Source organism: Chitinophaga sp. RAB17 (assembly GCF_052114225.1).
In the GTDB taxonomy this organism is placed as follows: domain Bacteria; phylum Bacteroidota; class Bacteroidia; order Chitinophagales; family Chitinophagaceae; genus Chitinophaga.
Genome location: NZ_JBFREI010000006.1, coordinates 279482 through 291668 on the forward strand (window position 1 = coordinate 279482; position 12187 = coordinate 291668).

Annotated in this window: 13 protein-coding genes and 1 tRNA gene; 8 read left to right on the top strand and 6 right to left on the bottom strand. The window is 39.5% G+C overall.

Features of this window, described 5'->3' with window-relative positions; genetic code table 11:
- Window positions 1-4 precede the first annotated feature (4 nt).
- Window positions 5-328, top strand: a complete 324-nt coding sequence (locus AB4Z08_RS20840; RefSeq protein ID WP_441575711.1) for a hypothetical protein — start codon at window positions 5-7, stop codon at window positions 326-328.
- Between the two features lie 482 nt (window positions 329-810).
- Here AB4Z08_RS20840 and AB4Z08_RS20845 read toward each other — a convergent pair whose 3' ends face one another.
- Complete coding sequence (locus tag AB4Z08_RS20845; protein ID WP_441575712.1) at window positions 811-1068, bottom strand: ester cyclase; 258 nt, start codon at window positions 1066-1068, stop codon at window positions 811-813.
- A gap of 291 nt (window positions 1069-1359) precedes the next feature.
- Between AB4Z08_RS20845 and AB4Z08_RS20850 the strand changes: the two genes are divergently transcribed.
- From AB4Z08_RS20850 to AB4Z08_RS20860, 3 genes are all read left to right on the top strand, one after another.
- Window positions 1360-2301, top strand: coding sequence for a GxxExxY protein (locus AB4Z08_RS20850; RefSeq protein ID WP_441575713.1), 942 nt, complete (start codon window positions 1360-1362; stop codon window positions 2299-2301).
- Between the two features lie 444 nt (window positions 2302-2745).
- Window positions 2746-3432 carry a DUF2441 domain-containing protein gene (locus AB4Z08_RS20855; RefSeq protein ID WP_441575714.1) on the top strand — a complete coding sequence of 229 codons (687 nt, stop codon included), beginning with the start codon at window positions 2746-2748 and terminating at the stop codon, window positions 3430-3432.
- Window positions 3433-3536: 104 nt separating this feature from the next.
- Window positions 3537-4715, top strand: coding sequence for a DUF3800 domain-containing protein (locus AB4Z08_RS20860; RefSeq protein WP_441575715.1), 1179 nt, complete (start codon window positions 3537-3539; stop codon window positions 4713-4715).
- A gap of 438 nt (window positions 4716-5153) precedes the next feature.
- On the opposite strand, the gene AB4Z08_RS20865 is transcribed toward AB4Z08_RS20860, so the two are convergent.
- Window positions 5154-5227, bottom strand: a tRNA-Pro gene (locus AB4Z08_RS20865).
- 298 nt (window positions 5228-5525) lie between these two features.
- On the opposite strand from AB4Z08_RS20865, the gene AB4Z08_RS20870 reads away from it, so the two are divergent.
- Window positions 5526-5798: a DUF4242 domain-containing protein gene (locus AB4Z08_RS20870; RefSeq protein ID WP_441575716.1), complete on the top strand. Its 273-nt coding sequence runs from the start codon at window positions 5526-5528 to the stop codon at window positions 5796-5798.
- Window positions 5799-5849: 51 nt separating this feature from the next.
- Here the strand turns inward: AB4Z08_RS20870 and AB4Z08_RS20875 are convergent, their stop codons facing one another.
- Complete coding sequence (locus AB4Z08_RS20875; protein ID WP_441575717.1) at window positions 5850-6593, bottom strand: isocitrate lyase/PEP mutase family protein; 744 nt, start codon at window positions 6591-6593, stop codon at window positions 5850-5852.
- A 23-nt stretch (window positions 6594-6616) separates the two neighbouring features.
- Window positions 6617-7057, bottom strand: coding sequence for an SRPBCC family protein (locus AB4Z08_RS20880; protein WP_441575718.1), 441 nt, complete (start codon window positions 7055-7057; stop codon window positions 6617-6619).
- Between the two features lie 316 nt (window positions 7058-7373).
- On the opposite strand from AB4Z08_RS20880, the gene AB4Z08_RS20885 reads away from it, so the two are divergent.
- On the top strand, window positions 7374-8348 hold the full coding sequence (locus AB4Z08_RS20885) for a GlxA family transcriptional regulator (RefSeq protein WP_441575719.1): 975 nt from the start codon (window positions 7374-7376) through the stop codon (window positions 8346-8348).
- A gap of 40 nt (window positions 8349-8388) precedes the next feature.
- On the opposite strand, the gene AB4Z08_RS20890 is transcribed toward AB4Z08_RS20885, so the two are convergent.
- Both AB4Z08_RS20890 and AB4Z08_RS20895 read right to left on the bottom strand, forming a co-directional pair.
- Complete coding sequence (locus tag AB4Z08_RS20890; RefSeq protein ID WP_441575720.1) at window positions 8389-9393, bottom strand: serine hydrolase domain-containing protein; 1005 nt, start codon at window positions 9391-9393, stop codon at window positions 8389-8391.
- 24 nt (window positions 9394-9417) lie between these two features.
- Entirely contained in the window at window positions 9418-9942 is a 525-nt protein-coding gene (locus AB4Z08_RS20895; RefSeq protein ID WP_441575721.1) for a class I SAM-dependent methyltransferase, read from the bottom strand.
- Window positions 9943-10233: 291 nt separating this feature from the next.
- On the opposite strand from AB4Z08_RS20895, the gene AB4Z08_RS20900 reads away from it, so the two are divergent.
- Window positions 10234-10845 carry an RNA polymerase sigma factor gene (locus AB4Z08_RS20900; protein ID WP_441575722.1) on the top strand — a complete coding sequence of 204 codons (612 nt, stop codon included), beginning with the start codon at window positions 10234-10236 and terminating at the stop codon, window positions 10843-10845.
- Window positions 10846-11037: 192 nt separating this feature from the next.
- Window positions 11038-12114: a FecR family protein gene (locus tag AB4Z08_RS20905; protein ID WP_441575723.1), complete on the top strand. Its 1077-nt coding sequence runs from the start codon at window positions 11038-11040 to the stop codon at window positions 12112-12114.
- Window positions 12115-12187: the final 73 nt, after the last annotated feature.

Consider the following 12187-nt stretch of genomic DNA (forward strand, 5'->3'; position numbering starts at 1 on the left):
AAAAGTGTTGCTCGGTCGGTGCAAGCTGTTGGAGGAAAAGGAGAATACTATTAAAAAGGAAACAAGAGAGTGGAAAATGTATGTTGATGCCAGTGAAACGGGTGCCCCGGGGGAATGGTATCAGTATGTTCATCCGGGAGATCCTAACCATGATAAGGAAGGTATATGGAATAAGTTTACCAACTCTATCCATTTTGTTGCTGAGAAAATGTCTTACGATAAGAACATTCAACAGGATAGTGTTGGTTATTCTGCGTCCATTAGTGCTGTTTTTTTTCATCTTCGATGGCTTCCACAGCATACAATGGCCAACCAGGCAGGACGATAGGTGAAATATTTACCTGTGGCTACCCATATGTAATCTGTCTGGATTGATCATGGACCGCATCCAGGAGAATATGCTAAACTTCATGCCTTGATACTGCTTGTCGGGATGACAAGACACATTTCGAACTTTTTTGTGGCTGATTTAATCAGAATTGATAGTTTTCATCAGAAATCAGCACAAAAATTATCAGCAATGAAATAAAGTCTCTATCAATTGAAAGCACTCTGGTGTATACCTGGAATAATCCGCTTCGCGGCTATACCCTCCATTCTCCCATCCATATGATTTGCACCATAACCGAAGCTGAGTAGCGGACAAAAGCTGAAAATATATTCGTCGCCCGGCCATATGTGCTAATGCACTGTTAGCGGCCGGCAAATTCGTTTTGAGTTGCCTTCAGAACTTAGGTACAGCCCAATTTGTTGCAGCAAGCCAAGTAAATCCGGTTGTCCATATTCTTCAATAATCTGGTTATACGCCAATCAGTAAAAATTCATTGCCTGAACTTTGATGGATTTTCCGGTTGGAGAAATCCTAAAAAATGCTCCGTCATGTGTGCCCTGCATGGTAAACCAAATGGCTGTTTCATTCTCTTCAGAAACCATTTCTTCCAACGTCCACTGAATGCCAGAAAATCCCGAATGCATCTTGCCTATAATCATTAAATAGCTGTTCGGATCTCTTAATGGTTTCGATTGTCCGGGAACATAAAACTTAATGCACTTGAAAATATTGTTCAAGAAAAAGCCGGTTTAACAAAACCTTTGCATGATAGTTCCTTGCACAAAGCTCTATTTCAAAAAATACAAGTTTCAGACAGTTAGCGTCAATTCTTGGTGAAATTTGTGAATATGTGAACGATTTTGATAGGCATGGAAGAAACCCGAATAGACATGCTGTTGATCCCGATGAAGTAGAATCGTACCTTTATTTATCGTGTATAATAATACGTATGACTATTCTAAAATTGCCAAATAAAAAGAAATCCTTATTTTAGCAAATCCACCTGCAAATTTTAGATTAATAGCACTATGAACATCTTAGAATTGATAAAAAATCAGATCAAACAAATCGTCCAAATCGAAAAATCAATATTCTTAGATGCAGTTATTTCTCATTTAGAGAGAGCGGAACGCTATTATAGCTTAGGAGAAGACGATGACAACTATTACAATGATGTTATTTATCGAACTAACCAGGCTTTTGAAGGAGCATTGAAAGAGGCGTATAAAATTCTAGCTGGAAAGTCAGAATCAGAAGTAACTAAAGAGACACCTTACAAGATTGAGAAATTTTTTGAGGACAATGGAATTTTCAAAGTTCGCGTCTTAGAACTATTTAAGAATTACAGGAGTGAATGGCGAAATAAATCAACCCATGATTATAAGTTGTTCTTTGATAACAATGAGGCATTCATCGCTATCTCAAGTGTTTCATCGTTTGCTTATTTACTGCTTAATCAGATTCTTGAAAAGATTGCATTTGACCACCAAAAAAGCAAGATTGAGCAATCAAAAAATGAAATTCTGAAAATTAAAGAAGACGGATTAAAAGTAGCGAGGAGGCTATTTGAAATAATCTCGATGCTATTTTCTGAAACAATTAATTACGGTGATTTAACAACAAAACATCCTTTAGAAGCCCAGTTGATAGGTTTTCTAAAGGCTAATCTTAATTCATTTTTGCCCTACGTTGTTGTAAAAGAGGAACCTAACATAGGCAAGAACTTAAGGCCAGATTTTCTAATTGAGTTAGATAGCGAAAGAGTGATTCTGGAAGTTAAAAAGTTTTCAAAACAATTAGATAGTGCTCTTTCTGTTCAACAGTTATTGACATATTTAGAGCATGCTCAAATAGAACACGGAATTGTACTAGCTCTTGATATTTCCAAAAGCTTTAAACCGATGACGATAATTGATCATAAGGTTGAGAGTAATAATTTAAACTATACAATCCGTGTAATAAGCAATTAAACTCGTTTACTATTTAGTTCCATTAGCCTTAAAAAGAATATTTTTTCATCAAAAGGGAGCAAAATGACCACATTTGATCACATTTATTCCCTTTTGATCATTTTGTCGGGGGCGGCAGGGCACATTTCGAACTTTTTAATCGATGATTTAGTCAAAATCGATGCTTTTATGATTAAAAAACATTTAAATCGTGCATTCTGCAATCCCGTCAAATGACATGCAATGACCGCCAATTGACTATAATTATCATATACGTAAAATGTCTAAATAGGCTATTTTTAGTTAAATTTATCTTTAAGTATGAAGAGTAACTCGAATCGGTATTTTATTCGTTACTTAATACAACACTACACAAAACTCAAAGAAAAACATTTCGTATAACACTATGACATCTTCAATAGAAAACTTATCCCATTTATACCCAACAAAACCTCTCTGTGTTTCATGCAAGTAAAAGACCTGGAACTATATCATATACACCGAAAGAATCACCATTCCGAATGTTGGCAAGTTGGCAAAGAGTTCATAACTCCAATAGACGACTATAACTATTTTTTTGGCGGGCTTTATAGTGAACCTCACCGGACAATTTCAAATTGGCCGACCGAACAAAATCTAATAGAATATCTATCTCCAAATATTGACAAGTGGCATAAATTTCGTCGAACAGAGATGCTATCTCAGTCAAATACTGATCTTTTTGATTATGGATCGCACCTTCTTGACATGCTCGATACAACATTTGATGCTCTATTGACTTCAAGAAAAATAGCCAGAGAACTCATTTATGAAAGAGTCCGCCAGTATGTGGACAGTAGTTTACCATCAAGGTTAAAATGTGTTTGGTTGACATCGCTCGAAAACCTAAACAAATGGTACTTAGACTTTAAAGAAACCTCTGCAAATTGTCAAATTTTCAAAGTGTCTGCGACAGGGGAAATATTTAATGCAGACGGCTCCTATATTAAACTCGACATATTCAAAATATCCGATTTCGAACAGACGGCTGAGAAATACTGGCGTGGAGAGAAGAGTAAAAGTTCTCAGTATTTGGACGAGATTTTATTTGAAGGCTCTCTAAAAATTATCGATAAATATAGTAACCCTCTTGAGTTAAGAAATAGCAGCTAATATTGGCATTGTCAATGGTAGAGCTGAACGGCTTCGATTAAACTCTTATGCAAAGTTTATGATAAAACGCTAGCATATGCTAATTTCGAAATAAACCAACAACGATGAGCGAAACAACTCTACCATCAGAAACTCCAAAGCCGGAAGAACCAGCGCCACGCGAAAAAGAAGAAATACCATTGGACGAAGTTAGGGATGTGGTTTCAAAGATGAATCCACAATGCGATTTTGATGTAAGTATGACCTTCTTTTACGATGAGACAAACAATGTCAAAAAATTTCAATGGAAAAATGCAAACCTCAATGTGACAGATGAGAAAAGTTTCATATTAGGCGGTGTATCTTATGATGGAAACCGGCCCGACTTGACAGACATATTCTCTGGAGTACAATTAGATAAAAGCTATGTCGAAGTGAAGTTTAGGCACATCTGTCGGAAAGGCGATCTTCTAGACTGTCTTAAGTCCAGCATGCTAACTCCGTTACTGAAGAAAATCTTGAACAAGGAGCTTTATATACATCTCTCGTCCTTAAATGTATTGTATTATGCTCTGGCGGACATCATTGATTCTGCACTAAACGACTACCCATTTCCACAAGCTTTCGATCCTCGTTTTGGGAACCTGCTAAAGGATACACTTTACCGAATAGCGGCAACAGAACGGGAAGACTTCATGGATATGTTGTATGAGTATGAGTATCCAAATATCCCTAAGGATAAGTGCTCTGAGTTTGTCTCCGACCTTCTGACCATCGTAGATAGCTTTTCCAGGGATCCGCTTTTTCATTTTGGTGTTCAAAATTTGAAGCATGTACTGAAACATGCACTGAAAAAAGCTGAACTAATCTTCCTGACCGATGAAAAGAAACATGTCATGATAGACGGGCTAGTCTCTCTCTATCAAAGGCCAGTTTATACATTCATCAATTCTGTGCACCATTTTGATCAGGAAGCAGATATAAAAAAGGAAATGGAAAGGGTAACTCTTACATACCACGGCGAGCCGATTGCTAATTTTGACTTCAGTGACTCAAAGGCGGACATACTAACCCAGGTGTCAGACGTAGTAGTTGGTTTGCTGGGGCAGGTTTCCAATTTCATTAACAAACATACTATGGAGGAAATTAAAGAACAGCTGGCGACTTTAAACAGCGTGCAAAAAGAGAATTTAGATTTACTGAGACAATTAGCAGAAAAGTCATATAGAAAGAACATTGCCTTTTTCCACTACATTGAGGGCGGAGAAAACAAGCTAAAATGGGAGAAGGTTATCTTTTACTAAATTATGCCTCCTTATGGTCTAATCACGGAGCTCACTGGTATTCGTAAATTCCTTGAAAGTTTCTTCATCGCAATTCCTACTGGCTCATCATTTAGAATAAAGGAAAAATGCATCGCAGATAATATCGCCTATATCGTTTAGAGCAGTGAATCAACGGCAGCAGAAATTCTTATGGGAATGGAGATACTTTTGTTTTTGAGAGTTAAAAAATATGACATCATACGGTAGCTGATTACAACGAGCATTAAATTAATAGCCCTCAAAAGCTGGAAATAAGCAAGGGGACTCGACTTACAGCGATTGGTAGTCAGCTATTTGATACGTTGAAATTGATAACTGGATTCGAACCATAATTACTTAGCAATGAACAATATATTTAAACTATCAAATTGGACTAAAATTTAGAAACCGCTCTGAGAGCGGTTTCTAATCAATTTGTCGGGATGACAAGATTCGAACTTGCGGCCTCTTCGTCCCGAACGAAGCGCGCTACCGGGCTGCGCTACATCCCGAGGAGATGACCTAAATTAAAAATCTTTTTTTATCCTACAAATTTTTATAAATAAAAAGTATAAAAGCAATCAGTAGTTAGCCCCCAAATGTAATGAATCCCAGGTCATTGCGATCACAAATAAGATACCATATGTTTCATATGAACGAATACGCCACAACTTCATCACTAACCCGGAAAATTGCTTACATTTGGGTAACTACCCCATTGACCACCCACCCAATATCAGAGCCAGTAAAAAACGCAGAAATGAGCATGAATCAACTGTCATTGTGATCTGAAAATCTAAAACTAAAGTTATGCCTAAGTATGTTATCGAACGGGAACTTCCCGGTGCAGGTAAATTGTCAGGAGAACAATTGAAAGTACTTTCACAAGCTTCTTGTAATGTCCTGAATAATATGGGACCACAAATTCAATGGATACAAAGTTATGTGACGGCCGATAAAATTTATTGTATTTATATCGCGCCTAACGAAGAAATGATCCGTGAGCATGCAAAACAGGGTGGATTTCCAGCCAATTCCATCAGCGAGGTGAGTACCGTAATTGATCCTGTAACAGCTGGTTAAAGCATCCCATAGTGTCTGAGAAAAAAGAAAACAAACACCCTTAGAACTGAATTAAAACAGCGGTTCAAATGATTGTTGATTGTTCACCTCTTTGATCAATTTACCTAATTGATTGTAAGATGCCTTGTATAGAAGTACCGCCATACTAATTCTCCGAACCCCATATTCAGATAGCGCCTGTATGGATGAAAGTTTAGGCGAACCAACTATATTTAGAGGAAGTGTGGTCGATGAAGCGATTTCTTTAATGGTTGCCGCATCTGATATGGCGGTAACAAATAGCCCATCGGCACCTGCATCCTGATATAATTTTGCTCTTTTTATGGTCGTTTCCAGTGGGGAGTCAATTTTCAAAAGGAAGCCATCTGTTCTTGCATTTATAAAAAGCTTTTGATTGCTTTTTTCCAAATGGTTTTTAATACTTTCCAGTTTTTTTAAATAGATTTCTTCTCCCTGGGCATCTTCCAGGTTGATCCCCGATACTCCGATATCAACAAGTCTTTGGATGTTTTCTGTTAGCTCTGTTAGGTTGTTGGTATATCCTCTTTCCAAATCAACTGACAGGGGAATATTGGTGCCTGCTTTTATCCTTTGTACAATATAAAGCAGTTCGCTGAATGGCATCTTTTCACCATCTTCATACCCCAATGAATTTGAAATGGCGCCACTTGATGTGCCAATGGCATCATAACCATTTTGTTCTATTATTTGAGCACTCTTTACATTCCAGGCATTTGCAAGAATTAAAGGTGTTTTCTTATGATGTAATTGGTAAAATGTTTCATAATTTCCCATAACGATCGATTTGATTATCTATTTTAAAATACATCAACGCCTTTACCTGTTGTAATCAGGCTGAATAAACTTTTTTCTACAAGTTGGCCCCAGGCGCCAGAGCAGCCATTGTAACATTCGATTGTAGGCTTAAGCCCCTGATGTGTAAAAGTGAGTTTGGTTTTTTCTCCTTCTTTGGAAATATCAAAGATGACTTTGGTATTCATCCATTCTTCCTTGTGGGCTACAAAATTTATTTTGCTTTCAGTAATCAGCCATACCACTCTTTTGGCGGGAGTAATTTCCACTATTTTCTGTTTTGAAAAATGCATATCCCTCATCTGATAGGTAAACTCATCGTTAAGCTTGTCGGTACTTCCTTTAATTTCTCCCTGCCACCAACCACGAACATTATTAACGGCATTGAATACTTCTTCGGGAGACTGGTCTACCAAAATGCTTGTTGTAAAATCTTTTTCTTCCATAACTGCTGTTTTGTTTTTATTGAATAAATTTGATTTAATAGTTGTGCTATCAGGTGCCGTTTGTGTGTAACCATCCCGTGGAAGTAAAAATGTCACGAAGCAGCCAATGAGCATTGCTCTCAGAATATTATCTTTTCTTGTCATTTTTCTTTTTGTATTAGAAGATTATTATTGAATTAGCCTGGCATCACAGGTGCGTTGTCCTTCTTGTTTATCAAAGATACAGTCTTATTCAGGTAGTGTAGTGGTGTGAAATGGACATTTTACCGGGTTGATTTGGACATATTAATGTATACCTTTGTTCAAAATTCCAACAATGAAGCAGGTAACTATTATTGTTCCCCAGGGGAAAGTAAATCTTAGTAGCATAGCTGGTTCCTATGAAATTCTGAGTGGTGCAAATGCATATTGGAAACGGAGTGGGAAAAAACCAATGCTGGAAATATGTATGGCAGGGTTTGTACCCGAATTAAAAACAGATGCAGGTTTTTTTTCGATTCATCCGGTAGACATTACTAAAATAAAGAAAACGGACTTGTTGATAATTCCTTCCATTTCCTATGAAGACAATTTGATTCATGAGAACGCAGCACTTATTACCTGGATAAAGGAGCAATATAAGAACGGGGCTGAAATAGCGACAATGTGTTCAGGTGCATTTTTGCTGGCTGCTACAGGATTGCTGGATAGGAAGACCTGCTCCACACATTGGGATTTAGCAGATAAATTCAGGCAATTGTTTCCAAACATTGACCTTCAGGCCGACAAATTAATTACTGCTGACAAAGGAATATATACTAACGGTGGTGCATACTCGTTCTTAAACCTGATACTTTTTTTAGTGGAGAAATATTTTGACAGGGCAACCGCTATTTATTGTTCAAAAATTTTCCAGATTGATATGGACAGAACATCGCAGTCACCTTTTTTCATTTTTCAAACGCAAAAGGAACATGGTGACGAGATGATTTGTCAGGCACAAACTTACATTGAAGAAAATCTGAGAGAGAAAATTTCTTTTGAAGAACTGGCTTTAAAGTTAGCGACAGGCAGGCGGAATTTTGACAGGCGTTTTATCAAAGCTACCGGTAATACCCCTGTGGAATATCTGCAACGGGTAAAAGTAGAAGTGGCCAAAAGCATCCTGGAAAAAGGAAGAAAGAATATAAATGAAGTAATGGACGAAGTTGGTTATTCGGACGATAAAGCTTTTCGGGAGGTTTTTAGAAAAATAACCGGGATGTCGCCACTTGAGTATAGAGAAAAGTATAACAAAATAGCAATGAGTTGAGGAGAGGCCGGCTACATTTTGCGTCTGAGAAGCCGGGGTGTTATTTTGTATGCTCCATCTTTATCCAATCAAATACCATAGGAAAGATCCCCTCCATAAAAACGTTCGACTGCCGGATGGCTGTCTGGTCGTTGACATCCTGGTTTACAGATACCACTGCGTCCAGACCAGGAATTAAAATAAGGAATTGACCACCCCAGCCCATGCCATACGTCACCGCTTCTCCATTAAAGGTTTTATGATAAAAAGTAAGTCCATAGGTGGTATTGGTGAGGCCCCAGGGAGCAGGATAAGTCCTGGTAGGCGTAAGTAACAGCTGCGCCCATTTTTGAGAAACCACCTGTCTGCCTTTGTAACGGCCGTTATTCAGCAACAGTCTTCCTATTTTATTTACATCAACGGTGCTCATATGTACGCTTAATAATCCGCTGGCATCATGGTACCCATCTTTCATTTTGGGCCATTCTACCTGCCGGATGTCCAGTGGGGCAAATAGGTATTTGCGGGCAAAGTCGAAAGTCGTTTGCCTGGTGGCCTTTGTAAGGATGAGGGACATCAGGTGAGAAGCGGCGTTGTTGTAGTGCAACTCGCTGCCGGGGTCTGACAACAATGGTTGCTTCAATACGTACCCGGAAGGATCGGTCATATTCAGATAGATATCCAGCCGTTCCAGGTTTTCATGCCATAAGCCGGATGCCTGGTTCATGATGTCCCTCAGCGTAATAAGCTGCCTGCGTTTGTCCGGGTCCTCTTTCAGTGCGGGCAGGATGTTGGCCACCGGTACATCCAATGACGGGATAAATCCTTTATCAATGGCAATGCCTATCAGTACCGCACAGATATTTTTGGTGAGGGATTGACTATTGAAAAGATCGTCATTTTTTTTGCCGTTAAAAGACCGGTTGTAAATGATACTGTCTTTTACAGATACTACCAGCGAGTAAATGCCCCGGTTATCCCGGACAAGGGAAGAAGTATCAAAAGCAGTTTGGGCGCCTGCGGTCAACGTAGAAAAGAACAATAAAAAGAAAGTAATTATTCTCATGATGACAAATTGTTAATGGTTGAATTATCTGTTGAATAATGCGGCATACATATGTCCGGATCCATACAGCGATGGTCTTTCATTTAGTTTAACAGCAGCGATAAAACCAGCTTTATGAAAAAGTGCTTTTAAAGCCTGGAATGGTACCGGGTAGGGGACCCAGGGATTAGCTTTAGTGGTTTCATATTCTACGATCAGAAAGGAGCCATTTTCCCGGAGATGAGCACTTACTTTATCAATAAAGGCCGATTTCTCCCGGACATAATGCAGTGAATTGGCCATTAGTATTCCATCCAGTCCGGATACCGGGATCTCCTCTTCCAGGAAGTCCAGCCGCCCGGGTTTTATATCAATATGATGTGGATTGGCGAGGGCTGATAAGTGGGGGTTTCCTTTATCCCAGGCATAAATAGTACTGCCTTTTTCCAACAGGTTAGCCAGGGCATAGGTGAACAGGCCCGAACCACATCCAAGGTCGGCCCAGGTACTTTTAGGCGAAGCGCCAGTATTTGCCTGCGCTATCAGGGCAATGGCATCTCTTAAATCCATAACATGAAAGATAACTTATTTTCTTTTTGCCCGATAAATTTTGGCAACTCAAACAGCATGGGGCACGGTTACAGGTAAAAGCTGATTAGTTGTCTATTGTACGTTTAATAATCAGGTATCTTCATTCATTTCCTGCCGTGTTGGAATCCTGATATTTTTATGTTCTTCCATTATGGTATTTGAATCATATTTGACCAATTGCCGGAAAATATTTACATTACCTGAACATATTAAAGTTTTAACCAGCCAATATTTAATACCAAAATCAGTTTTGCTGTAAAAGATCCACGCATGCCTGCAATGATAGACGTAAGTTTTGATGAAGCTGCTTTATGGAAGCGATTTAGAGCTGGTGACAAAGCTGCTTTTACACTGATTTACCGCGAGTATACGGTATCCCTGTTTCAATATGGTTCCAGGTTTTGTACAGACCCGGAGAAGTTAAAGGACATCATCCAGGATCTCTTTATCGAGATGTGGAATACCCGGGCCAACACCAGTGAGCAGGTAGCCATACGGTTCTATTTATGCCGTAGCCTCAGGTATAAATTGATCCGGTCTGATTACCAGTACCGTGCGGCTACAGGTAAGCAAAACAAATACCTTCACGACATTACGGAGTCAGAAGCCACGATAGAGGAACGGATCATTGATTCAGAAATCAGCGACTCGCGTAGCATATTGCTGGACGATGCCATTAAAAAACTTTCCAGGCGCCAACAGGAAATTATTACCCTCCGTTTTTATATGGGTTTTACCAATGCCCAGATTGCAGAAATGATGCAGATGAAGTATCAGTCTGTCAGTAACCTGCTTTACAGCGCGTTGGGACGCATTAAGGAAACACTCGAAGCAACGCCGTTTGCCCGGCGTTTACTGGAAACATTCTACCTGTTTCTCTAATCAGTTGATCATCTTACTATCCTCCAATAGTATATAAGCGCAGCATTTTTGCTGCGGGGTGCCTGTCTTTTCCTTTATGGCAGGGCATTATAGCTGAAAGTTAAAAAAACTTTATTTTTTTTGAGTATAAAATGAAAGCTTTTGTCATTTATTAATGAAGGGCAGTTGATTGCCTCCTAAATAAATTATTGCATGAAGCATTTTGGAGAGGATACCTGGGAATTTATCCAGGATGACCGCTTTGTTCAATGGGTATTGTTTCCGGACGCAACTAATACTTTGTGGTGGGAACAATGGATGGCAGCCCATCCGGAGCGTGTACCTGTTCTGGAAAAGGCCAGGAGTATGGTGCTGGCATTGGGTAAAAGCTCGAAACCAGTCGCTGTGAATGAAATGCTGCTGGAAGAGGTGTATGCCGTCCTGGATCATCATCTGCAGGAAGAACGTAGGGTGGAAAAGTCTGCACCTATACGCCGTATGTTGCATTACAGATGGTGGGGGGTAGCGGCCGCAGTATTGGGAGGGGTTGTACTGGGATTCATCTACCTGAAAAAAGATAACAAAATGCTGGTGGCCGAAAAGCTGAAAAGCCACATAGAGGATCAGCAACTGATACGCGAAAATACGACGAACGTCAACCAGGTGGCTTATTTAACGGATGGTTCTTCCGTAGTGCTAAAGGCGGGTGCCTCCATCAAGCATGCCCTTTTTTTATGGCATTCCCAAAGGGAAGTATACCTGAAAGGAGATGCTTTTTTTGATATCGCCAAAGATGCCACCAGGCCATTTTTTGTTTATACACCTGAATTAGGAATCCGTGTGCTGGGAACAAGTTTTAACGTATCTGAAAAGAATGGTAGTCTTACCATAACGGTGAAAACGGGTAAAATAGCGGTGTATAACCTGGCAGATAAACAGCAGCATACTTATATTGTAACGCCTAATCATCAGATCCGTTTCAATACCCGGACGGCCGCATTTGTGGCTGATTCGCTGGATAACAGACAGTTGGCAGCCATACAGCCTGCCACTGAAGTACCGTCTTTTGTATTTGACAATACACCGGTAACTACCATCTTTAATGCACTGGAAGCAGCCTACGGTATTAAGATTAATGCCAGCGAAGAGGTATTTGGTAAATGCATGATTACTACCACTATCACCAATGAATCATTTGAAGATAAGCTAAAGATCATCTGCGCGGCCATTAATGCCGGCTATACGATCAGGGGGGATCAGGTATATATTACCGGGAAGCCCTGCAGTTAAAGGTATTGTTCACTTGTAATTCCACTAAAACGTTCCCTATGTTTACTTGATATTATCAGCCAAAAAAAGTGAC

Coding starts and splice junctions, on each gene's coding strand:
- AB4Z08_RS20860 (WP_441575715.1), top strand. CDS start 3,537: ATGAGCGAAACAACTCTACCATCAGAAACTCCAAAGCCGGAAGAACCA.
- AB4Z08_RS20850 (WP_441575713.1), top strand. CDS start 1,360: ATGAACATCTTAGAATTGATAAAAAATCAGATCAAACAAATCGTCCAA.
- AB4Z08_RS20890 (WP_441575720.1), bottom strand. CDS start 9,393: ATGAGAATAATTACTTTCTTTTTATTGTTCTTTTCTACGTTGACCGCA.
- AB4Z08_RS20885 (WP_441575719.1), top strand. CDS start 7,374: ATGAAGCAGGTAACTATTATTGTTCCCCAGGGGAAAGTAAATCTTAGT.
- AB4Z08_RS20895 (WP_441575721.1), bottom strand. CDS start 9,942: ATGGATTTAAGAGATGCCATTGCCCTGATAGCGCAGGCAAATACTGGC.
- AB4Z08_RS20875 (WP_441575717.1), bottom strand. CDS start 6,593: ATGGGAAATTATGAAACATTTTACCAATTACATCATAAGAAAACACCT.
- AB4Z08_RS20905 (WP_441575723.1), top strand. CDS start 11,038: ATGAAGCATTTTGGAGAGGATACCTGGGAATTTATCCAGGATGACCGC.
- AB4Z08_RS20855 (WP_441575714.1), top strand. CDS start 2,746: ATGCAAGTAAAAGACCTGGAACTATATCATATACACCGAAAGAATCAC.
- AB4Z08_RS20870 (WP_441575716.1), top strand. CDS start 5,526: ATGCCTAAGTATGTTATCGAACGGGAACTTCCCGGTGCAGGTAAATTG.
- AB4Z08_RS20880 (WP_441575718.1), bottom strand. CDS start 7,057: ATGGAAGAAAAAGATTTTACAACAAGCATTTTGGTAGACCAGTCTCCC.
- AB4Z08_RS20900 (WP_441575722.1), top strand. CDS start 10,234: ATGCCTGCAATGATAGACGTAAGTTTTGATGAAGCTGCTTTATGGAAG.